The sequence below is a fragment of the Coralliovum pocilloporae genome (genome assembly GCF_030845175.1).
GTDB lineage: Bacteria > Pseudomonadota > Alphaproteobacteria > Rhizobiales > Cohaesibacteraceae > Coralliovum > Coralliovum pocilloporae.
In genome coordinates this window covers 3,818,353-3,841,015 of the sequence record NZ_CP132542.1, presented here as the reverse complement: position 1 = coordinate 3,841,015, position 22,663 = coordinate 3,818,353, and the positions used below count along the sequence as shown (strand labels likewise).

The window sequence follows — 22,663 nt, the reverse complement described above, 5'->3', positions numbered from 1 at the left end:
CTAACAAGATTTGTGTCAGGCAATTCCATGACAAGTTTTTACGCCAGCTTAGAAGCAAGGTCGTTCTGGAAAACCGGATTGGCTGAGGCGGACCCTCTTGGTGTTCCTGACATTTATCAAAAGAAATGGACAATTCAGAAAGACTGGAACATTGCGACAGCAGGCAGCTGTTTTGCGCAACATATTACCCGTCACCTGAGATCCAACGGATATCATATCATTGATGCTGAACCGGCTCCCAATGGATTGCCACGCCCCCTGCATGAGGCGTTTGGTTATTCACTTTATTCCGGCCGATATGGAAACATCTACACAACACGCCAACTCAGGCAATTGATCGAAGAAGCCTTTTCAGACGAGCCGCAGGATCTTCTGATATGGGAAAAGAACGGTCGCTTCTATGACGCGCTCCGCCCCAACATTGAACCTGACGGCTTCAGCTCTCGACAGGAAGTCGCTGATGCACGGGCCTACCATCTGGAACGTCTAAGGGCGCTGTTCCTGAATGTTGATCTTATTGTTTTCACACTTGGATTGACAGAGGCCTGGGTCCACAAGGACACAGCGCGCGTTGTCCCGCTGGCACCGGGCGTCGTCGCCGGGGCAGACCAGGTCCACACTTACGACTTTGTCAATTTTTCATATCAGGATGTGGTTTCTGATTTCCAGGCCATCATGGCTGTCTTGCGTGAGCAGAGAGGTCGTGATCTGCATTATCTCCTGACCGTATCGCCCGTACCCCTGACTGCTACAGCCAGTGGAAATCACGTATTGGCAGCTACAACATATTCAAAATCAGTCCTCCGCGCCGCCGCCGGCTTTCTGTCCGACAAGTATGAAAACGTCGACTATTTCCCCAGCTTCGAGATCATTACCAATCCGGCCGCGCGCGGTGTTTTTTTTGCTGCCAATCTGCGCTCCGTATTGGACCACGGTGTCCAGGTTGTCATGAAGACGTTTTTCTCGGCGCACCCGCCCGGTACCGAGGCCATGGAATCCGTTGAAAGCCACACCGGGATAAGTTCGATCACGGATGTGCAGTGCGATGATGAAATGCTGGAAGCTTTTAGCAAATGAAGCGCATCTGTTTTGTTGGAAACTCACATGTTGGTGCCTTGAAGAAGGCTCTCGCAAGCTATGATGATATTGGTGCAGGTAAGGCTGCAGACATCACCATATTTGGCAGCCACCGCGATTCAATCAGAACAGCTCGCGTACGTAATGGCATTATCTCGTCAAGCAACAGTTCTGTTCAGGAGAGCTTTCGCTGGACATCAGGCGGCGCAACAGAAATTGTCATCTCGGAATTCGACGAGATTGTCTTTATTCTGGGCAATTCCATGCTGTCTGCCCGTCCATTCATCGCAGGAGATGACATTCCAGCGTTGAGTCAAAGAGTTATGGACGAAATCTGGAAAGCAATCGAGAAAAGCTGGTTCATGCGGCTTGTAAAGGAAACGGCTGAAGCAAACAGCAATACGCTTGTATCTCATATCGGGGTACCATTTATCTCCTGCGAAGCACCCGACGCAAAAACGATTTTGCAGAAGATCAGTGCCCCCCAATCCAGAACACGCCATCATGCTGAAAGAATTCAGGCCTTTCTTGAAGAAAAGGTCCGGGCAAGCTCGACAGACAATTTCCGCATTATGGGTCCGCCCGAAAGCACACTGGAACAACACGGGCTGTTCACACACCACACCTATTGCAAAGGGTCGGTCCGATTATCCGAGAATATGAATAAACTGCACCCGGATACGGATTTCAGACACATGAATGCAGCCTATGGCAGACTGGTCCTGGAAGAAGTCTTGCGGTAGCGCAATCAGACCTCACCCATTCCTCACCCCTTGGGCAAAGCCTCAAGCTCCCGGCCTTCAATCTCGCCACCGTCGGTCAGCTGGCGGATGCGGAAAAGGCCGTCGCTGGTCTTGTAGACAATGCCGACCAGCGCATCATCAGGCAGCATATGGACCCCCAGATTGCGCGCCGTTCGGAAGGCAACCTCATCCTCTTTCTGCCATTGGGCCTCCATCCGGCGGATCCGGTAGTTCAGCACCAGCGCCAGAGCGGCAATAAAGGTGAGGGAGGGCATCAGCACCCAGGCCATCTTGATCCAGTCCGGCATGGACTGGAGCGTGTCGAACATATCGAACAGGAAAGATCCGTTATTCTCCATCGTCACAACCCCGCTTGCGTTTCATGGAACCGCCAGAGAGGGCAAGAACCCGACGCTCCCCCTCAAGGGGCACGTCTTCTTATAGCTCTCTGGCGGACGGGGAGTTGATAAACCGCAACAAGACGGTCGCACTGGCTTTTAAGCCGGACCCGAAAGCCCAACTCTCTATGGCCAGTGCCTCCCCGCCCATAGAAACGTCGTGACGAATCGTCATGTGACGGTATCACATGAGTGAGGAGACACCATTATACGGCTGATGTCAGCCGCTTGTTGAGGGGTTATCAAGCCCCGGGGCCGTTTAAGCCCGACCCTGATGCAACTATAGAGTGATTTGACGGTTGTGGGCAAGGGGGATGTGGAGGAGGTTCGCTCTAGCCCTGGATTCCGGTACCATTAATTCTGATACTTCTATTAAAAGATATTAAAAATCAACCTTGAATGGTTTACATTCTCTTTTTAAAAGAGATTTATGGAACCTAAGTGATGAATTTTGGAATTTGATAGCTATGTTCGAAGTGAAAAGGGTCTTTCTGAGCCGTTTGATATTGCACGACGACAACCCTCGTTTTGAAGGACTTCTTGAAGAGGCAGAAGCAATTGAAGCGCTTTGCAAGGGAGAAAAAGTTCTCGAACTGGCAAAGGATATAGTAGAAAATGGCCTATCTCCTCTCGAGCGCTTCATGGTCTTTCAAGAGGATACACAGGACGATCCAGGAGATGTAAATTTCGTTGTAGCCGAAGGCAATAGGCGTTTGTGTGCTCTGAAATTACTTAAGGATCCGAAGAAATCTCCTAGTCAACACAGGGAGGTTTTTAAAAAATTAGCTCGAAAGTACAAAACACCCCGGAAAATTGAAGTAGTAGTGGTGGAGGATGAGGACGAGCGTAAAAAGTGGATTACTCGCGCTCATGCTGGTGCCAGTAATGGACTAGGGCGTAAGCAATGGGATACTACTCAGAAGACACGTTATTTTCAAAATCCCAGAAATCTCCGCGGCCAAGCCATATTGGACTATGCGGTAAAGCGTAAATTCATTGAAACTGATGATGCAGAAAAGATGCTATCGCATTTAGTGCGACTCATCGGCAATCCTATTATGAGGTCAACACTTGGTCTTAGGTTTGACAAAGACCCCAACCGTGTGTCTCGAGATCGACCTTTAGAAGATTTCGACAAATTGCTAACTTGGTTATTAAATGAAGCAAAATACAAAAGGCTTGGATCTCAAGCTAAGAGTGGCCCAATCTCCGACAAAGCTAAGCGATTAGAGACGGAGTTAGAATGTTCGACTAGAAGACTAGGCAACCCAACGCTTCTGAGTGCCGACTTGATCGACGCACCTTCCGGATTTCCGCCAAACGGCGCGGAACCTTCTACTCCACGCCCCTCATCACCAGGCACCGACGAAGTTGAGTTCCCCAACGCAGACCAAGATGATCCACGAATTGACGAAGCTGATTCAGGTAGTACCCCTGACATAAAACCTCCTACAAAACCACAACCAGGAAAGAAACTTCCATACTCCCCAGAGCTCGACAGACAGCTAAATAAGCTGGGAAATCATAAACTAAGAAGTCTATTCTATTCCCTTTCTCAGATCCCCATGCGAGATCACGTACCAGCGCTATATGTTGTCGCTTGGGCTTTTTTAGATAGTTTGTCTGTGGCATTAGGACGACACTTAGACGGAAACATAAAAGCGCATTGGGGTAAAAAGAACTTGTCGAGCCGCGCAAACTTGGGCTACTCGAAACAAGAGTTAGCAACTATTGAAGCTGCTATAGTTCGTGTGCACCAATTCGGCAACGAAACAAAGCATGACAAGTCAGCTGCAGGGTTTGATGCTGCCCAACTGAGTTCTGATTGGGGGGTGGTTTTGCCAATTTTGGAATCTGACCTTCGAGAGCATCTTAAAAAATGACCCGCACCGCGTCACCTCTACGTTATCCAGGAGGAAAAGCCTGCCTTTTTAGGGTAATGAAGGACATATTACGCGAAAATGGGTTATTGCATCGTACTTATGCAGAACCATATGCGGGCGGCGCCGGCTTAGCTTTGGCATTACTTTTTGACGGTGCTGTTAGAGAAATTCATCTGAATGATCTAGATGCATCTATTTGGGCTTTTTGGCATTCCGTCCTTGAACAAACTGACGCTCTTGTCGAAAAGATAACAAACGCTGATTTATCAATCGAAGAGTGGAAACGTCAGCGAGAAATTTACCGCAAGCAAGACCTTTCGGACACTTTAGAACTTGGGTTTGCAGCATTCTATCTGAATCGTACTAACCGCTCAGGAATTATCGCTCACGGTGGAGTAATTGGAGGTTTAGCTCAGAAAGGCAACTATCTTATGGACTGTCGTTTTAATAAAGACGGTCTAGTAGATCGCGTTCGAAGGGTTGCTGTTTACAAAGATGAAATTCATCTACATCGACTCGATGCTTTAGAGTTTTTAAAGCGTGCAAAAACGCTCTTACCAACGAAAGCTCTGCTATGTGTAGATCCACCATATTTTAACAAAGGATCGCAGCTTTATACGAGTTTCTATCGCCCTGACGATCATTTAGCCCTAGCTAAAGTAATACAAAATTTGGACATCCCCTGGGTTGTCACATATGACAATGCTGAAGAAATCCGGAACCTATATGCGGAATCCAGGTTACATAGTTTTGATTTGCAGTATTCTCTTCAGACAAAGCGGCTTGGCAATGAATTACTAATCGCGCCCAGTCATTTACAACTTCCGAGTCTTTGGTCCGAGAAGCGTTTGGTGTCATAATACTGAACGGGGTAAGTTCACAGAAATGATAGATTTTCTCTAAAACCCCTCAAACGCAACCGCATCCTCCGCGCCATCCGCATCCTGCCAGTGCACCGCGCCAAGTCCGGCATAGCCGGGTTGTGGCATGATGACGGAGCGGGTCGGGTCTTCCAGGTGCTGCAGTTCGAGGATGGTGGTGGGGCGGGCCCAGAGCCATTCGCGGTTTGAGACCGAGGTCAGGTCCGGGTCGGGCAGGGGTTCACTGCTCCAGGTGTAGAAATAGAGGCAGAAGCCGTAGTCTGTGACGGGCTGGATGGACATCAGACGAAGGCCCAGCGCATCCTCGCAATAGGCTCTGGAGCGCGCAATATCGGTTACCCGCAGGGTGATATGGGCGAAGATGGCCTGCCCGCCGATGGGATGTCCCGGCCCCGGATCCTGCTCGCGGCCTTCAAACCCCTGTTGCAGCAGTTCGATGACAAAGCCGCCGGGGTCCTGAACCTTTGACATATAACCAATATCGCGGAACTGGCGCGGGGCGGTGACCGGCCAGCCCTGACTGGTGAGCCAGGCCACCGCATGGTCGAGATTGCGGACGGTGAGGCCTATTTTCCAGTAGAAATCTGACGGGTCGTGCGTATAGGGACCCATATCGGCCTGTTGAAAACAGAGCCCGCACTGGGCCTCGTCATAGCCGAGCCGTGGCCTGCCCCCGTCGTCAGACAGAGTGCGCATACCCAGCATATCCTTGTAGAACCGCTCAAGAATGGCGGGGTCTTCAGCATTCAGGGTCAGGCGCGAAAACTGCATGGGCTTCAACTCTGTTGATGGTCACGAAATGTCACACGGTGTGACTTGACCTTTTTGCGCGAAAAAGTCTGTAATACCAACAGAATAATCGCTCTTATTATCGGTCGACAATAAGGCGGACGTCAAAACGGGAAAGAGTCGGGGTCTTCGGCATGGGCCGGTCCTTACCGCCATTTGCGGCACTGCGCGCCTTTGAGGCCGCCGCCCGCCATTGCAGTTTCAAGCGCGCTGCGGTTGAGCTGTCGCTGTCACCATCCGCCATCAGTCACCAGATCAAGTCGCTTGAGGATTATCTCGGCGTCTGCCTGTTCATCCGCAACCAGAACAAGCTGGCGCTGACTGATATGGCGCGGAACTATCTGGAACCGGTCAGCCAGGCGCTCAACCTGCTGGAGGAAGCCACCAGCCGGATTGAGGATCGCCGGGATGAGGCCAGCCTGTCCATCAACCTGTTCCCGTCCTTTGCGGAGATCTGGCTGATCCCGCGGCTGGCGGAATACAGGCGGCAGAACCCGGATGTGTCCGTCAAGCTGATCACCACCTATGAGCCCATTCCCTTTGCCGGATCAGAGGTGGATCTGGCCATCACCTACACGGAAGACCCGGACCCGCAACACCCCTCCGCACTGCTGTTCGAGGAGGAGATCGTGCCCGTCTGCAGTCCGGATTATCTGGCGGATTTCGGCCCCGTTGAAACACCTGCCGATCTGGCCAAGCACACCATGATCATCTGCACCAACCATCCCGGCGAATGGGACCGCTGGCTGGCCGTGCATCAGGTGCCGGAAAGCCGTCCGCAGAACCATGTGGATGTGGAGGGCCGCTCGCTGGCCATGCGGGCCGCGCAGGATTCCCTCGGCATTGCCATTGGCCGCACGCCTTATGCCGATGATGCCCTGCAGTCCGGCGCACTGGTCAAACCCTTTGACAGCCCGGTGAAGACGGGGCGGAAATATTACCTGACCTGGCCGGAGCGCAAGGCCAAGTTCCGCAATGTGAAGAGCTTCCGCTCCTGGGTGATGGAAAAGCGTGAGGAAATGCTGCTGGCTGCAGCGCAGTAACGGCGTCCGGAGCCAGGGCCGGGGCCGGGCTTTGAAAAGCCTTCACCACCGGATGAAAACAATAGGCCCGATCACGGATAATCCCGCCTCGACAGGCGGCCCGTTCCGGGGCAGTCTCTCCTGACAGTGTCTGAAAGGAGCCTGCCGTTCATGTCATCCATCGCCCGCAGTCTCGACCGGTTCAAACCATCCCCCATCAGCGAGATCTATTCCCGCGCGGCCCGGCTGAAGGAGGAAGGTCGCCGGATTATCGATCTCTCCATCGGCGAGCCGGATTTTGATATTCCCGAACCCGTCAAGGAGGCCGGGATCAGGGCCATTCGCGACGGGCTCAACACCTATACGGCTCTTGAGGGCATGACGGCCTTTCGCGCCGCAGTCAGCCGCAAGTTCAAGCGGGACAATAACCTGGATTATACCCCGGACCAGATTATGGCCGATGCGGGGTTGAAGCCTCTGCTGTTCCATTGTCTGCAGGCGGTGATCAATCCCGGTGACGAGGTGATTATCCCGACCCCGGCCTGGACGTCCTACATGGGCATGGCGGCGCTGGCTGGAGCTGAAGCCGTGCTGGTGCCCTGCCGCGAGGAAAACGGCTTCCGTCTGACACCGGATGATCTCGACCGGGCAATTACGCCCAAGAGCAAGGTTCTGTTTCTCAATTCTCCCTCCAACCCCACCGGCGCGGCCTATGACGAGGCCGCGTTGAAGGAGCTGGCCCATGTTCTGCTGAAGCATCCGCATGTGCTGGTGTTCGCAGACGATATCTACGAGCATATCGTCTATGACGGCTTCCGGTTCCGTACTCTGGCCGAGGTGGAGCCACGACTGTATGAGCGGGTTCTGACCCTGAACGGCCTGTCAAAAGCCTATTCCATGACCGGCTGGCGGCTGGGTTATGTGGGTGGACCAGCCTATCTGATTGCAGCTGTACGCAAGGTCATGTCGCAGAATACCGGCAGCCCGCCAACGCCCGCACAATATGCCGGAATGGAAGCGCTGGACGGCCCGCAGGGTGAATTACAGCGCCGGGCCGCGATCTTCAAAACCCGCCGCGATCTGCTGATTGACGGGCTGTCCGGCATTCCCGGCCTCAGACCGAACAGGCCGGAGGGAGCGTTTTATCTCTATCCCAATTGTGACGGTCTTCTGGGGCGAGAGACGCCCGGGGGCAAGACACTGACCACCAGCACGGACCTTGCCGCTTATCTGCTCGAGGAGGCGGGCGTTGCTCTGGTGCCGGGCTCTGGCTTTGAATATGACCCATATCTGCGCTTTTCCTACGCGGCCTCTGAAGATGACCTGCGCGCCGCCGTGACCGCCATTGCCAGCGCGGTCGAACAGTTGAGGTGACCTATGGGACTATCCTATGCCGCCTTTGTTGACGGCCTGACGTATGAGGCCATTCCCGAAGACGTCCGGCAGGTGCTGCGCCGCAGCCTGTGCGATACGCTGGGAGTGGCCGCCATTGGCAGCACCACAGAAATTGCCCGGATCACCCGCGACTACGCCACCGCCTTCTGGCAGTCCGGGCCCAATGCACCATCCTCCCGTATTCTGATGCACGGTCGCACGGCCTCTCCGGCTGGTGCTGCCTTTGCCGGGGCCTTCACAGTGGATTCCATTGATGCCCATGACGGCTCTTCCCCCTGCAAGGGCCATGCGGGCTCCTGCATCATCCCCGGCCTTCTGGCGCTGGTGGACATGATGCGCTGCGGCGGGCAGACGGTGACCGGCAGAGACCTGATGCTGGCTCTGGCGCTCGGCTATGAAACCGCCTATCGCGCCGGGGTCACCCAGCATGAGACCGTGCCGGACTATCACACCTCGGGCACCTGGGCCGCACTGGGGCTGGCCACCGGCGGTGGCAGGCTGCTCGGGCTTGAACCGGATCAGATCCGCCACGCCGCAGGCATTGCCGAATACCACGCCCCGCGCAGCCAGATGATGCGCTGCATTGCCCATCCCACCATGCTGCGGGACGGGGTCGGCTGGGGCGCGCCCACCGGTGTCTCAGCCATACAGATGGCGCAGATGGGGTTCACCGGCGCTCCGGCCATCACAGCGGAAGGAGACGGGATTGAAGCCTGGTGGGGCGATCTTGGCGAACGCTGGGATATTGTGACCATGACTCACTACAAGCGCTATCCGGTCTGTCGCTGGGCTCATCCCGCCATGGACGCTCTCAAGGACCTGATGACAGAGCACCGCCTGTCCCATAGGGATATCGACCGCATTCAGGTGGTGACGTTCCACAATGCGGTTGAGCTGGCAGGGCCTGAACCGCAAAGCATGGACGAGCTGGCCTATTCCATCTGCTTCCCCGTTGCCATGATGGCCGTCCGCGGGAAAGTCGGCCTTGACGAACTACAGCCCGCGATCTTCTCAGACCCCGATATCCTCCGTCTCAGCCGCAGAACGGAGCTTCAGGAAGACGAGACCTATAACCGGCTGGCAAAAACAGAACGCTGGGCTCATGTGGCCCTGACCCTGACAGACGGCCGGACCCTTCGTTCAGACCCGCGCCGCCCCAAGGGAGACCCGGATAATCCGCTGAGTGATGAGGAATTCACCCGCAAGTTCCACCTTTTTGCCGACCCTGTTCTGGGTGCGGAGCGGGCGGGGGAGCTTGAAGCGCTGGCCCTGCGGTTTGATGATCTCCCAGACGAGGGTTTCAATCACCTGCTGGATCTGGCTCTTGAAGGGCAGGCTAACAAATCCAGACCATAGCCTGACGCGTACACACTCGGCTTATCATTCAGTCTCTTGCGAAAAAATGCGGAGGCATGGCGGAATGGGCTTTCCCAAACAGCGCCTGCGCAGTAAGAGAGAGGCAAAACATGCGAGAGTTCATATGACCAAGACCGGCATCATGATTTGCGGCCACGGCAGCCGCGCCAAATCCGCTGAAGAGGAATTCGCTCTTCTGGCCAAGGGCCTTCGGGCACGTTTCCCCGAGACCCCGGTGGAATATGGTTTTCTGGAATATTCAGCCCCCAATATTCACATGGGTCTGGATGCCCTGCGCGATGCCGGTGTTGACGAGATCATTGCCGTTCCCGGCATGCTGTTTGCGGCAACACACGCCAAGAATGATATCCCGTCCGTTCTCACCACATATCAGGAGAAGAACCCGGGGCTGACGGTGAAATATGGTCGCGAGCTCGGCCTGCACCCGCAGATGATAGCAGCCTTTGAAGCGCGCATTCTGGAAGCGCTCGGCGTTGACCATGTGCATTCAGGCGACCTCTACGACACCATGCTGGTGGTTGTGGGGCGCGGCACATCGGACACAATGGCCAATGCAGAAGCAGCCCGGCTGACCCGCATTGTCAGCGAGAATATGGGCTTCGGCTGGTCTGAAACGGTCTATTCCGGCGTTACCTATCCGTCTGTCGGTCGCGGGCTGGAAATGGCCCTGAAAATGGGCTTCCGCAAGGTTGTCGTGGCACCTTACTTCCTGTTCTCGGGCCGGTTGATCGACCGCATCTACAATTATGTGGACCGGGTTGCGGAGAACCATCCGGATGTGACCTTCCACAAGGCCCATTATCTGGCTGACCAGGACCATGTGATCGACACATTCATTGAACGCATTGACGAAGCCCGCCGGGACCAGATGGTTGACGAGCACGACCTGATGGCCTCCTTCAAGGACCGTCTGGCGCGCGGTGAGGTGGATGTGCATCACCACCACGCCGAATTCCGCGACCCGCTTGATGATGAAAGCGGCAACGGCCACGACCATGACCACAGCCACGATCATGATCACTCCCATGGCCATTCTCACGATCACGGGCACAGTCACGATCATGGGCACGGGCATCACCACCATCATGGGCACGGGCATGGTCACAGCCACGGGGTCTATACCCATATCGCGCACCCGCACGGCCCCCGCACCATGATCGACGAAGGCGTATGCTGCTGCTTCATGAGCCAGTTCCCGCAAGACGTGGTTGATGAGGAACGGGCCCTGCGCATCGGCGGCGACGCAAAACCGGCTTAAAGCGCCAGACCTTTAACCTGAATTGGCAGCGGTGTTTCTAAAGCGTGTTGCGCCAAAGTGGGGACCGGTTTGGCGGGGAACAACACGCTTCAATCTTATGATCAGTCAAATGAAATTGGATCGTGCGGGGTCTTACTCCGCATGGGTCCACTGGCAGGCGCGATGTCATCATTGATCGCTCCGCCATAGTGCCGGTGCAAACGCGTGCCGAACCCGATGCGGCTGCTTTCCGGCTCCCCAGAAAACCATTTCTCTGAAAACCGCTTCCCCAGCCTGCGCCAGGGCCGGGTGAGGATCCGTCCGATATCCTTGACCGGTTGCCAGTAGAGCACCAGCAGCTTGTCGCCGGATGAGCGCTCGGAGGCATCAAGGCCGAAGGTCAGGTCCTGCTCGGAATCCGAGATATGCAGGGAGCCGAACAGCCAGTCCCAGATGGCCAGCGCCGCACCGAAATTCTTGTCAAAATGCTCTTCCGCCACAGAATGGTGGAGCTGATGCTGGGCCGGTGAGATGAAGAGATGCTCAAGCCACGGCCAGTAGCTGATGTTGATGTGCGAGTGCCGCAGGTTGGACCCTGTCACGTGGAAGATGAACACCAGCACATTGACGCCCACCACCGTATAGAGGTCCACCTTGTTGCCGAACAGGAAGATAAACAGCGCCATCACACTGCCCTGGGCGACCGTGCCGCGCATGGCATAGAGCAGACCTTCCAGCGGGTGAACCCGATAGACGGTGACCGGCGTCAGGGTTTCTGCAGAATGATGCACCTTGTGGATGGCCCACAGGATGGGGAACCGGTGCATCCAGCGATGGGCAAGATATTTGGTGAAATCATCCATCACAAACATGGCGATGGAGAACAGCGCGATCACCACAGCCTTGCTGGTTTCGGCAAAATGCCCCTGCGGGACGAGGCTCTGCTCATGCAGGATGAAGAACAGGCTTGTCGCGATCAGCAGCTGGGTAAACAGAAGCGGTGAAATGAAGAGAGAGAACAGCCGGTTGATGACAAAAATTTTGTAATCAGCAACGGCTGATGACGAAAAGAAGACCCGCTTGTCGAGGATCCTCGCCCATGATTTGGAAAGCTTTTCCCGCCGGGCAAGAACCAGCCACAGGAAGGCGATGACCATGGACAGGGCCAGATAGCCCACAAAAACCCGCTTCTTGGGGTTTGTGAAGTCCGAGAAGACCGAAAAGATAACGTCAGGAAAATCCATCTGATCCCTGTCTGCTTTCTGTTCTGCCCCGGAGAAACAGCCGGGTAACGCAAGGCGCGCTACCCGGCCATATCACAGTTTAGTCGGTTTCAGCGTTTTCAACTGCATCAATCTTGTCTGCCAAAGCAGCCAGATCTGCCGTTGCATCATTGGCACGCGCTTTCACACCGAACTGGTCCGCCATCAGCTTCTGGACTTTCAGCATGTTGAGCTTGTAATCGCTCCAGCCGAGGCGACGCTTGCGCTCGAAATTGCCGTCCGCATCAAGGCCGGTCACATAGGTGTTGTCGAGGGTAACCGGGCCAAAGCCTATGAGCCGGTTCAGCTCGACAGCGCTGGAGCCAAGATTGTTCTTGCCGGTCTGCAGCGCCATGGCAAAGCCTTTCAGCTCACCCCAGTGCTTGACATATTTGCGGTAGGCTTCCGCCTTGGCTGCATCATCACCGGCATCGGCCAGCTTCTTGATGTCCTTGTAAACAGAACCGGCATATTTGAAGGTGGCTTCCGCCAGAACCTTCTCCCAGTTCTCTTCAACAACAGCGGCATAGCCTTTCAGTTCGGCACGCTGGGCATCTGTCAGAGCTTCACCCTTGGCAGATGTGATCAGCTTGCGGCCATCCAGGAAGGCTTTCATGATGGTGTGGAAATAATTGGTGGACTTGGTGCCGCTTCTGTCTGCACCAGCCGCATAATAGGCTGGACCAAAGACCATTTCAGTCTTCAGATCAACCACGCCGTCGCCATTGGCATCAGCCGCTGCCAGATCCTTGCCTTTGGAGATGGCATAGGCCTGATCCGGGGTCAGGCTCAGGGCGTGAGCAGGCGCGCCCCAATAGCCAAAGCCCTCATCCCAGGAATGCTCCTTACCCGTATACTGGGCACCATCCTTGTAAGGCTTATTGTTCGGCTTGTTGTCGGCGGACAGTTTCTCATCGAGGTAATTGTCGATGGACTGGTTGTACATCATGGCGCCCATGGTGAACTTGGAAATGAGCTGAGCCCAGTCATAGCCGTTCTCCGCGTCAAAGCCGCCATTGGACTGTGCCGCCAGCTTGATCATGTGCAGAACAGCTTCCTTACCGGTCACATTGCCAGGCCATGCCGGCATTGCGCCCTTGTAGAACTTGCCTGAGATGTTCTTGCCTTTGGAGATCTCATTCAGCGTCTTCTGCTTGACGGCAAAACCGTCCTTGCCAGCCGGTGCGATGATCGGCAGATCTTCGTCAGAACCGTTGAAGTAGGACAGCAGCTGTGCTTCCAGCTCGGCCGCATTGGCACCACCATTGCCTTTGCCAGCCAGCTTTTTCAGGCTGTCATGCAGGACGTGACGAGCGATCTGGCCGGAATAGGACACAGAGTTGGTTTTGTCGCCGTTATAGCCTTTCAGCGTGACGGGGAACGGGCCGTAGGTGTCGCCAGCATGAGCAAAACCGACCAGTGCGGTGGTTGCAACCAGAAATACCGTGGATTTAAGAGTGGTTCTGAACAAGGCAGGGTCTCCTGTAAACCTAACAATTACAGTCAGAATTCTGGAGGCACTCTTAGAATCCGTTCCAGTTGCGAGTCAAGTGCAAAAAGGGACGTGGTACGGAAATCCGTTCAAAAAGACACGAAAATCAATTTTTCTTATAAATCAGTATCTTAGAATTATTCTAAAGAGGAATAAAGCTCACCAATCTCGCGCCTCTCCCGTCATCGAACAAAGTGGACGGCGTACGGGTCGAGTGGGCCGTACGCCGCAATTCGGGTAGATTCTTGAGGGGGAGTAATACTGACTAATTACTCTTTATGGTAGAGTCTGTCATCTATCCGGCAGGTGGTTTTTGCCCCATTCAACGCCCCGCCAGCGAATTTGCAGGTCTCAAACGTGTGGAGGCCACCATGATCGATCACGGCACCATCCCGCGGGTCTTTCCGGTAGACCAGAGCCGTGCCACCACCGGTATTCAGACGCAGCAGCGCCCCGTTAATCTCAAAGGAAGAGACACGCTCAAGTGCCTCCAGAATGACATCTTCCTGATGCTGCCTGTCTCCCTCACACAGCATACGGGTCGATCCGATCGGCCCGAAGGACAATGTCTGTCCCTTCTGTTTGTATGAGCCGAAAAAACTGTTGCAGCCTGCATAACCATTCATCCGGCCATCGTGGAATTCAAGGGTCAGCGGTTCCTTGCCAGTTGCCTCAACCCAGACATCCACCAGACTGTTAGCCTCAAAAACCCAGCGCGTCCCGTCCAGTTTCGAAGCCTTGCCTGATGCCTCGCCGGTCTCTGTCAACAGACCCGCCGCAGCCGTAACCGCCAGCAACCAAACAGCCATCAGCCCAACACTCTTCTTCATCTCAACGCCTCTTGTCCAAACCCTATCCTGGAGCGTCTCCAGTCTTTGTCGGGTGTGGTTTAGTGGATGCAGGGTGAATGGTGCCTGAACGGGGTGTTCAGGGGGAGGCGAAACGGTCCTGGGAGAGAAAAAAGGTGGACGGGACCGGAAATTACAGGCTCTGAGGCGCATGTTAGCCCGAAGCTGGATGCCGGATCAGGGTCCGGCATGACAGTGAAGGAGAAGTCAGTCTTCGACACTCGTTACACCCACCGGATTGTCATCCAGGGCAAGGCGTTGAGACTGGTGTGGCAAAACAGACCGTCATCCTTCACCCAACCAACAAAAAACCGGCCCTCCAGGGAAGGCCGGTTTTGGTGTTTTTGGGACTGTTGCAACTGGATCAGCCGCCGAAGTCGTCCAGCATGATGTCTTCGCGGTCAACGCCCAGGTCGAGCAGCATGTTGATCACGGACTGGTTCATGATGGGAGGGCCACACATGTAGTATTCGCAGTCTTCCGGTGCCTGGTGGTTCTTCAGGTATTCGTCGTAAAGAACGTTGTGAATGAACCCGGTATACCCGTCCCAGTCATCGCCCGGTTGCGGGTCACTCAGAGCCACATGCCATTCGAAATTGGGATTTTCGGCCGCCAGCGTGTCGAAATCCTCCACAAAGAACATCTCACGACGGGAGCGGGCCCCGTACCAGAAGGTGATCTTGCGGGTGGCGCTCAGGCGCTTCAGCTGGTCGAAGATGTGGCTGCGCATCGGTGCCATACCGGCACCACCGCCGATGAACACCATCTCCTTGTCCGTATCACGGGCGAAGAACTCGCCGAACGGGCCGGAAATCGTCACCTTGTCCCCTGGCTTCAGGTTGAAGATGTAGGATGACATCTGCCCCGGAGGAATGCCTTCCGAGCCCGGAGGCGGAGAGGCAACGCGGACGTTCAGCATGATCATGCCGCGCTCTTCCGGATAGTTGGCCATAGAGTAAGCCCGCTCAATCGGCACATCCACAAGGGACTTGTACTGCCACAGATTGAACTTGTCCCAGTCTTCCCGATACTCGTCCTCAACGTCGAAATCCGTGTAGGAGAGCTGGTGGGCAGGGGCCTCGATCTGGATATAGCCACCGGCGCGGAAGTTGACGTCTTCCCCTTCCGGCAGGTCCAGAACCAGCGCCTTGATGAAGGTGGCGACGTTCTCGTTTGACCGGACCGTACATTCCCACTTCTTGACGCCGAAGACCTCTTCAGGAACTTCGATATCCATATCCTGCTTGACGGCCACCTGACAGGACAGACGGTCACCACAGGACGCCTCACGCTTGGTGATATGGCCTTCCTCGGTCGGCAGAATGGAGCCGCCGCCGGAATTCACTTTCACCCGGCACTGGGCGCAGGTGCCGCCGCCGCCACAGGCAGACGGGACAAACAGCTTTTCGGCCGCCAGTGTCTGCAGCAGCTTGCCGCCAGCGGGGACGGAAATCGTCTTCTCACCATTGATGGTGATGTTGACATTACCCGTTGAGACCAGCTGCGACCGAGCCACCAGAATGATGGTGACAAGCGCGATAACAATCAGGGTGAAGAGCAGAATGCCCAGGCTGAATGTTTCCATTGATCCTGATCTCCTTACAGTTTCACGCCGCTGAAGGACATGAAGGCAAGAGCCATCAGTCCGGCAGAGATGAAGGTGATGCCGAGACCCTGAAGTCCGTCAGGCACATCAGAATATTTAAGCTTCTCGCGCACACCCGCCATGGCCACAATAGCCAGCGCCCAGCCGAAACCGGAGGACATGCCATAGGTGGTGGCTTCGGCGAAATTGTAATCACGCTCCACCATGAACAGGGAACCGCCGAGAATGGCGCAGTTCACGGTAATCAGCGGCAGGAAGATGCCAAGCGCGTTGTAAAGCGGCGGGAAGAACTTATCGAGGATCATCTCGAGAATCTGCACCATGGCCGCAATCACGCCGATATAGGAGATCAGACCAAGGAAGGTCAGATCCACATCCGGGAACCCGGCCCAGGCCAGTGCACCCGGTTTCAGCAGAAACGACAGCAGCAGATTGTTGGTCGGCACCGTAATGGCCTGCACGACCATCACCGAAATGCCAAGCCCGAGAGCTGTTGAGATCTTCTTCGAAACGGCAATGAAGGTACACATGCCGAGGAAGAAGCTGAGCGCCAGGTTCTCAATAAAGATCGCCTTGACGGCCAGAGCAATCAAACCTTCCATTAGTGGGCCTCCACCGTCTGGATCTTGTATTCACGTTCTTCAACCTGGTTCGGCTTCCAGGACCGGAAGGCCCAGATCAGAAGACCGATGACGAAGAACGCCGATGGCGGCAGCAGCAGCAGGCCGTTTGGCACATACCAACCGCCATTGTTCACCGTCTCAAGGATGGTGACACCAAACAGCGAACCGGCGCCGAACAGCTCACGGATCACGCCCACCAGCAAGAGGATCAGGCCGTAACCGAGTCCGTTGCCGACACCATCCATGAAAGACGCCATTGGCGGGTTCTGCATGGCAAAGGCTTCCGCGCGACCCATCACGATACAGTTGGTGATGATCAGGCCCACAAACACTGACAGGGTTTTCGAGATCTCAAAGGCATAGGCCTTCAGGATCTGGTCCACCAGGATAACCAGCGAGGCAATGATCACCATCTGCACGATAATGCGGATAGAGCTTGGAATCTGGTTGCGCAGGATGGAGATGAACATGGACGAGAAAGCCGTCACAAAGGTCACCGCGATTGCCATCACAAACGCCACTTTCAGCGATGAGGTCACCGCCAGCGCCGAACAGATCCCGAGCACCTGCAGGGTGATCGGGTTATTGTCGACCAGCGGATCGACCAGAAGTTCTCTCTTGGTCTGGGACATCAAATATCTCCCGCTTTAAGGGCGCTGAGGAACGAGGCATAGCCCTGATCGCCCATCCAGAATTTTACAAGATTGTCGACCCCGCGCGAGGTCAGCGTCGCGCCTGCCAGAGCATCGATATAGAAATCGGCACCGGCTGCAGGCTGTGCCTTGTCGACCGTGATCTGCAGAACGCCTTCATCATCACGCAGCTTCTTGCCGCTCCAAAGGCCCTTCCAGCGCGGATTGTCCACCTCGGCACCAAGGCCCGGGGTTTCACCATGCTGATAGAACTGCAGGCCGTAAATGTCGTTGCCATTCTCTTCCAGCGCGATGAAACCATAAAGCGTTGACCAGAGGCCATACCCATGGATCGGCAGGATCACCTTGTCGATGCTGCCCGCATCATCCTTCAGAAGATAAACAACCTTGTAGCGGGACTGGCGGCCAATGCCGGCCAGGTCGTCTGACAGTTCCTTGCTGAGAGCCGGGTCCTGGGACGCCGCCTTGTCATCAAAGCTTGTCGCATCGAACTGGTCGGTGAACTTGCCGGTTTCCAGATCAAGCACCTGCGGTTCAAAGGCCTTGAACGCTTCTGCAACATCCTGGCCCGGCTCATAGAGACCGGCCACCTGCAGAATGTTCAGCTGCTTGTCCTTCAGCTTGTTGGCTTCCTGCACCGGACGCAGGGAGACCGCAGCCATAGACACGATCATCGACGCAATCAGGCAGACCCCGACCGCAACGGCGATGGTTTTTTCAACGGAATCCGCAGGCTTCGCAAGAAAACGGCCAATGAATCCCTTGTTTTCCTGATCAGGCATGGCGACGCGCTCTCCGTTTGATATTGGCCTGGACAACGAAATAGTCAATCAGTGGCGCAAAGACGTTGCCAAACAGGATGGCAAGCATCATGCCTTCCGGGAAGGCCGGGTTGATCACACGGATCAGCACCACCATCACCCCGATCAGCGCACCATAGATAAAGCGGCCCATATTGGTATGGCTGGCCGAGACCGGCTCGGTGACCATGAAGACGAGACCAAACGCATAGCCGCCGATAACCAGATGCCAGTGCCACGGCATGGCGAACATCGGATTGGTGTCAGAACCGATCAGGTTCAACAGCAGCGAGAAGCCGATCATACCGCCGAGACAGCCGACGATCAGACGCCAGTTGGCAATCTTTGTGGCCAGCAGGAAGGCAAGACCGATCAGGCAGGCGAGGGTGGATGTTTCGCCGAACGAACCCTGAATAAGGCCGAAGAACGCATCCCACCAGGTGATGCCCTTCTCGATCACAGCCTCATAACCGTCAGCGGCAGAAACGCCGAGAATGGTCGCGCCGGAAAATCCGTCAACCGGCGTCCACACCGCGTCACCGGACATATTGGCCGGATAAGCGAAATACAGGAACGCGCGGCCTGTCAGGGCCGGGTTAAGGAAGTTTTTGCCGGTGCCGCCAAACACTTCCTTGCCGATGACAACACCGAAGATAATCCCCAGCGCCACCTGCCACAGAGGCGTAGAGGCCGGCATGATGAGCGTGTAGAGCATGGAGGTGACGAGGAAGCCCTCGTTCACTTCATGGCCGCGCACCGTGGCAAAGATCACCTCGAAAATACCGCCTGCCACCAGTGTCACCACATAAATAGGCAGGAAGTAGAGGAAGCCGTGGGCGATATTGGCGAACGGATTGCTCGGATCGAGCGATACGCCCAGCGCCTGAAGAAGTGCCACACGCCAGCCGGTTGCTGCTTCAGCACCCAGCGTCTGAATGGCCATATTGGTCTGGTAACCGGTGTTGAACATGCCCCAGAGAATGCAGGGGATGGTCGCGATCACCACATAGGTCATGATCCGCTTCATATCCACATAAGAGCGGGCATGAGGCGCAACGGTGGTGACCGTTTTCGGTGTGTAGATGAAGCTCTCCACCATCTCATAGATGGGGAAGTACTTTTCATACTTGCCGCCTTTGGTGAACTGCGGCTCGATTTTATCAAAGAAGCTGCGCAAACCCATCTGGCTCAGCCCTCCTTCTCGATCTTGGTCAGGCAGTCGCGCAGGGCGAGCCCGTATTCATATTTGGCCGGGCAGGCAAAGCCGACCAGAGCGAGATCTTCCTCGTCCAGCTCAAGCGCGCCAAGCGCCTGGGCCTGATCCGTATCCATCACCAGCAGCGACCGCAGAAGCTGGGTCGGCAGGTAATCCTGCGGCATCAGCTCTTCAAAGGTACCGGTCGGCACCATGGCGCGACGACCACCGTTCAGATTGGAGGTCAGCGGGAACAGTTTCTTCACCAGGGCAGAACCCAGCACCGGCTGTACCGCATATTTGGACGGCATCGGTAGAACCCAACCGAGGGTAATCTGCTCACGATCTTCCAGAATGATCGACACTTGACGGGCAAAGCGGCCAAGGAAGGCATGAGGCCCTTCCGCATGGCGACCGGACAGGATAGACCCGGACAGAACCCGAACCGGACCATCGGCTGCAATCTCGCCTTCGGTCAGCTGATCAGTGGATGCGCCACGCAGGGTGCGCACCAGCCGCGGTTTTGCAGCCGCCGGTCCCGTAAGCGCCACCACAACGGATGAATCCAGATGGCCGGTCTCAAGCAGATGACCGATGGCGATCACATCCTGATAGGAAATAGTCCAGACCACTTCATTGGGTGCAGGCGGCGCAAGGAAATGGATATGCGTGCCAGCCAGGCCGGACGGATGCGGGCCGGAGAAGGATGCAGCCTCGACGCCGTCGGCATCACCACCCGGCAGTCGGTCACCCGTCTTCTGGCAGAGATAAACCTTGCCCTCTGTCAGAAGCGGCAGCGCTTTCATCCCAGTAGCAAAGGCATCCTTTGACGCGTCGATGATGGTTGCGGCATCAGCAGCCAGCGGCTCGGTATCCATGGCAGTGACGAAGATCGCGGATGGTTTAGAGCCCGGTTCCGGCATCTTGGAATAGGGCCGGGTCCGGAATGCGCCCCAGAGACCGGCAGCACAGAGCTTTTCCGTCAGGCCTTCGGCACTGCTGTCATTGCCGACAGAGGAGAAATCAATCCCCTGGTCCTCAGCATCGGAAATCTGGATCACCACGCTCTGCAATACACGGCGTGCGCCGCGATTGATGGCTGCCACCTTGCCGGACATCGGTGCGACCATCATCGCCTCCGGTGCGTCCTTGTGGCAGAACAGCGGGGTGCCACGACGGACCTCTTCGCCTTCCTGCACCAGCATTTTGGGCTTCAGCCCAATGTAGTCGGCGCCCAGCACAGCCACCCGGTCCACCTCTGGGCCCGAGTGGATGGTCTGTTCCGGGGCGCCGGTGACGGGCAGGTCCAGCCCCTTCTTCAATGTGAAATTCTGCATATGATCGCTACGTTCTACCGTGCTTAGTCTCATGGCGTCGGATTGTTCCGCTACGGCTGTAGCAGAGCAAGTGTTTAAAAACGACAAACCGGGTGGAGTCCCAACCGCCAGAGAAATGCTTCCATTGCCCAACTTATACTCCGAGAGAACCTTTACGATGGGCGTCGGTCGAAATCAAACCTGCAGCGGTCGTTTTTGGGCAAAAAAACACCATACTTATGACGGATTCGGTCAAAATTTCCGAAGCCAGACGGCTTCAATCCATTTTTGAATTAGAAAAATACTATAAATATCAAAATGATAGAAAAATTCCCCCTTCCCGAAACCGGAGCCTGTCCTTCCTGTCAGCGTAACACCATCCTGAAGAACGGATTGGCCTTTCCGGTAACCTGTCCGGCCCGGTTTGATCCCGGAGAGAATCACTCTTCACCGGCGATGTCCTATTGCCATCCTGGCCCTCTCTTTCATGAACCGCAGAAAACCACTGTCGCAAACCGGCATTCAGGCAGGGCCTGAGAAGGAAGGGAAGATTGGGGAGGAGGAAAGCGACAGCAATCCGTATCTCAGCACATTCTGGATCAGATCAGCCGGAATACCTTCCTTCTGCATGCGCATCGCACCGGCATTCTGGACATCAAAACAAAGAGCAGCCACGTCAGTTGGAATATCAGGTCTGACGTCACCACGCGCTTTGGCACGTCTGATGAAATCCTCATATCGATCCAGCATTTGTTCCCGTATGGCATCAACCTTTGCGCCAGCCTCTGCCCCCAGCTCACCCCTGCAAGCGCGCATGGCAATCTGCAGGCATCCGTCCGGGATGCCGAGCGCCTGGCGATCCTGGGCAATGAAACTGATAAAGGCCTCGACCACAGCCTCATAGCTCTCATCACGAGCCAGTATGTCCCAGAGCGGAACCAGAGCCCGCTGTCTGTAAAGCTCAAGGGCCGTTGCCTTCAATCCATCATCACTGCCGAATTCCCGATACAGCCCTGGTTTGGAGACACCAGCTCTTTGGCAGATCTCTCCGATCGCCAGATTTGTCGGACCATCAGCCCAATATCCCGCAAGCGCGATCTCCAGCACAGTGTCGCGATCCAGTGTTTTGGGACGCCCGCGGGTGGGTTTCTTTTCAGTTTCTCGGTTCTTCGACATTTCGTACCATATGGTATTTAATTATTGACATTGGCTTTTCGTAACTATAGGTACGAAATTAATCTGAAAAATACCAGCCGCTTTGTCTCTGACAGCCCCCTGGCAGACAAACGTGCCCAGAAAGAGGCCAAAACCATGCTCGCCGGACACTATGCCACCGCCTTGATTGCCCATCAGAAATATCCAAGCGGGACTTTGCTGTTTTTTCTGCTCGTATCGCAGTTTCAGGATCTGCTCTGGCTGATCTTTCACTATCTCGGACTGGAACCCACCAGCCCGGAAAACGCTCTTGACGTGACAATCAGCAATATCGCCGTGGACATGGTTTACAGCCACGACCTTCTGCCTCAGGCCCTTTGGGCTGGCATCGCCTATCTGATTGGACGGTTTATATTCAGAAGCAATGTGATTGGCCTTTTAGCGCTGGCGCTGGTCATGGGGCATTTTATCCTCGACTTCTTCTCGGGCTTTCCCCATCACGTCTTTGGTGAGGATACGCATCAGGTCGGGCTCGGCCTGTATGAATCCAATGCCTATCTCGCTGTTCTGATTGAAGCTGTCTTAGTTATCGCAGCTTTGTGGTATTATTTCGCACAGGAAACCGCTGCAGGCATCAGGCGCAGCCTGAGAAACCGGATGGTGATTATCGGTGCCTTTGTCTACGCAATCCTGTTCATGGCGATGACTGCCACCCTGTCCCTGCGCGACCGGTTCGGCATTCCCGAATTTGACCCGGGCTTCAACACAAGTATTCCCACACTGGCCATCACCTATCTCGGCCTGATCTGGATCCTGTATCGCGCTGTCTCACAAAAGGACTGAGCCAGCCCCACTGCCTCGAGCACGATACACGCACCAAACTCTGTTGAAAGCACATGCGCACGGTCTAT

Annotated in this window: 21 protein-coding genes; 9 read left to right on the top strand and 12 right to left on the bottom strand. The window is 55.4% G+C overall.

Going from position 1 to position 22,663, the window contains the following annotated elements:
* The first annotated feature begins 78 nt into the window (after nucleotides 1-78).
* The gene (locus RA157_RS17340) at nucleotides 79-1,077 is read left to right on the top strand and encodes a GSCFA domain-containing protein (RefSeq protein WP_350334371.1); all 999 of its coding nucleotides are present in this window, start codon (nucleotides 79-81) and stop codon (nucleotides 1,075-1,077) included.
* Nucleotides 1,074-1,820 carry a hypothetical protein gene (locus RA157_RS17335; RefSeq protein ID WP_350334370.1) on the top strand — a complete coding sequence of 249 codons (747 nt, stop codon included), beginning with the start codon at nucleotides 1,074-1,076 and terminating at the stop codon, nucleotides 1,818-1,820. The genes RA157_RS17340 and RA157_RS17335 overlap by 4 nt, the downstream gene beginning before the upstream one ends.
* Before the next feature lie 23 nt (nucleotides 1,821-1,843).
* On the opposite strand, the gene RA157_RS17330 is transcribed toward RA157_RS17335, so the two are convergent.
* A complete protein-coding gene (locus RA157_RS17330; RefSeq protein WP_350334369.1) occupies nucleotides 1,844-2,179 on the bottom strand; it encodes a hypothetical protein in 336 nt (111 codons plus the stop codon).
* Between the two features lie 434 nt (nucleotides 2,180-2,613).
* Between RA157_RS17330 and RA157_RS17325 the strand changes: the two genes are divergently transcribed.
* Both RA157_RS17325 and RA157_RS17320 read left to right on the top strand, forming a co-directional pair.
* Nucleotides 2,614-4,101 (top strand): hypothetical protein, encoded by a 1,488-nt coding sequence (locus RA157_RS17325; RefSeq protein ID WP_350334368.1) that lies wholly within the window; start codon nucleotides 2,614-2,616, stop codon nucleotides 4,099-4,101.
* Nucleotides 4,098-4,961 carry a DNA adenine methylase gene (locus RA157_RS17320; RefSeq protein ID WP_350334367.1) on the top strand — a complete coding sequence of 288 codons (864 nt, stop codon included), beginning with the start codon at nucleotides 4,098-4,100 and terminating at the stop codon, nucleotides 4,959-4,961. The genes RA157_RS17325 and RA157_RS17320 overlap by 4 nt, the downstream gene beginning before the upstream one ends.
* Nucleotides 4,962-5,000: 39 nt before the next feature.
* Here the strand turns inward: RA157_RS17320 and RA157_RS17315 are convergent, their stop codons facing one another.
* Complete coding sequence (locus RA157_RS17315; RefSeq protein WP_350334366.1) at nucleotides 5,001-5,753, bottom strand: VOC family protein; 753 nt, start codon at nucleotides 5,751-5,753, stop codon at nucleotides 5,001-5,003.
* Between the two features lie 152 nt (nucleotides 5,754-5,905).
* Between RA157_RS17315 and RA157_RS17310 the strand changes: the two genes are divergently transcribed.
* The 4 genes from RA157_RS17310 (at nucleotide 5,906) to RA157_RS17295 (ending at nucleotide 10,823) form a co-directional block, all read left to right on the top strand.
* Complete coding sequence (locus tag RA157_RS17310) at nucleotides 5,906-6,814, top strand: LysR substrate-binding domain-containing protein (protein WP_350334365.1); 909 nt, start codon at nucleotides 5,906-5,908, stop codon at nucleotides 6,812-6,814.
* Between the two features lie 150 nt (nucleotides 6,815-6,964).
* Nucleotides 6,965-8,167 carry a pyridoxal phosphate-dependent aminotransferase gene (locus tag RA157_RS17305; RefSeq protein ID WP_350334364.1) on the top strand — a complete coding sequence of 401 codons (1,203 nt, stop codon included), beginning with the start codon at nucleotides 6,965-6,967 and terminating at the stop codon, nucleotides 8,165-8,167.
* 3 nt (nucleotides 8,168-8,170) lie between these two features.
* Entirely contained in the window at nucleotides 8,171-9,544 is a 1,374-nt protein-coding gene (locus tag RA157_RS17300; RefSeq protein ID WP_350334363.1) for an MmgE/PrpD family protein, read from the top strand.
* A gap of 124 nt (nucleotides 9,545-9,668) precedes the next feature.
* Nucleotides 9,669-10,823, top strand: a complete 1,155-nt coding sequence (locus tag RA157_RS17295) for a sirohydrochlorin chelatase (protein WP_350334362.1) — start codon at nucleotides 9,669-9,671, stop codon at nucleotides 10,821-10,823.
* 101 nt (nucleotides 10,824-10,924) lie between these two features.
* On the opposite strand, the gene RA157_RS17290 is transcribed toward RA157_RS17295, so the two are convergent.
* From RA157_RS17290 to RA157_RS17245, 10 genes are all read right to left on the bottom strand, one after another.
* Nucleotides 10,925-12,046, bottom strand: a complete 1,122-nt coding sequence (locus RA157_RS17290) for a sterol desaturase family protein (protein ID WP_350334361.1) — start codon at nucleotides 12,044-12,046, stop codon at nucleotides 10,925-10,927.
* 79 nt (nucleotides 12,047-12,125) lie between these two features.
* On the bottom strand, nucleotides 12,126-13,535 hold the full coding sequence (locus RA157_RS17285) for a DUF4856 domain-containing protein (RefSeq protein ID WP_350334360.1): 1,410 nt from the start codon (nucleotides 13,533-13,535) through the stop codon (nucleotides 12,126-12,128).
* 290 nt (nucleotides 13,536-13,825) lie between these two features.
* Nucleotides 13,826-14,386, bottom strand: coding sequence for an META domain-containing protein (locus tag RA157_RS17280; protein WP_350334359.1), 561 nt, complete (start codon nucleotides 14,384-14,386; stop codon nucleotides 13,826-13,828).
* A gap of 382 nt (nucleotides 14,387-14,768) precedes the next feature.
* On the bottom strand, nucleotides 14,769-15,989 hold the full coding sequence (gene nqrF, locus RA157_RS17275; protein ID WP_350334358.1) for an NADH:ubiquinone reductase (Na(+)-transporting) subunit F: 1,221 nt from the start codon (nucleotides 15,987-15,989) through the stop codon (nucleotides 14,769-14,771).
* Nucleotides 15,990-16,003: 14 nt separating this feature from the next.
* The gene (nqrE, locus tag RA157_RS17270; RefSeq protein ID WP_350334357.1) at nucleotides 16,004-16,612 is read right to left on the bottom strand and encodes an NADH:ubiquinone reductase (Na(+)-transporting) subunit E; all 609 of its coding nucleotides are present in this window, start codon (nucleotides 16,610-16,612) and stop codon (nucleotides 16,004-16,006) included.
* Nucleotides 16,612-17,265: an NADH:ubiquinone reductase (Na(+)-transporting) subunit D gene (locus RA157_RS17265; RefSeq protein WP_350334356.1), complete on the bottom strand. Its 654-nt coding sequence runs from the start codon at nucleotides 17,263-17,265 to the stop codon at nucleotides 16,612-16,614. The genes nqrE and RA157_RS17265 overlap by 1 nt, the downstream gene beginning before the upstream one ends.
* Nucleotides 17,265-18,068, bottom strand: a complete 804-nt coding sequence (locus tag RA157_RS17260) for a Na(+)-translocating NADH-quinone reductase subunit C (protein WP_350334355.1) — start codon at nucleotides 18,066-18,068, stop codon at nucleotides 17,265-17,267. The genes RA157_RS17265 and RA157_RS17260 overlap by 1 nt, the downstream gene beginning before the upstream one ends.
* On the bottom strand, nucleotides 18,061-19,269 hold the full coding sequence (locus RA157_RS17255) for an NADH:ubiquinone reductase (Na(+)-transporting) subunit B (protein WP_350334354.1): 1,209 nt from the start codon (nucleotides 19,267-19,269) through the stop codon (nucleotides 18,061-18,063). Before RA157_RS17255 ends, RA157_RS17260 begins: the two co-directional genes overlap by 8 nt.
* A gap of 5 nt (nucleotides 19,270-19,274) precedes the next feature.
* Entirely contained in the window at nucleotides 19,275-20,651 is a 1,377-nt protein-coding gene (locus RA157_RS17250; protein WP_350334353.1) for a Na(+)-translocating NADH-quinone reductase subunit A, read from the bottom strand.
* Nucleotides 20,652-21,119: 468 nt separating this feature from the next.
* Complete coding sequence (locus RA157_RS17245; protein ID WP_350334352.1) at nucleotides 21,120-21,773, bottom strand: TetR/AcrR family transcriptional regulator; 654 nt, start codon at nucleotides 21,771-21,773, stop codon at nucleotides 21,120-21,122.
* Between the two features lie 135 nt (nucleotides 21,774-21,908).
* Between RA157_RS17245 and RA157_RS17240 the strand changes: the two genes are divergently transcribed.
* Nucleotides 21,909-22,595 (top strand): hypothetical protein, encoded by a 687-nt coding sequence (locus RA157_RS17240; RefSeq protein WP_350334351.1) that lies wholly within the window; start codon nucleotides 21,909-21,911, stop codon nucleotides 22,593-22,595.
* The last annotated feature ends 68 nt before the right edge of the window (nucleotides 22,596-22,663 follow it).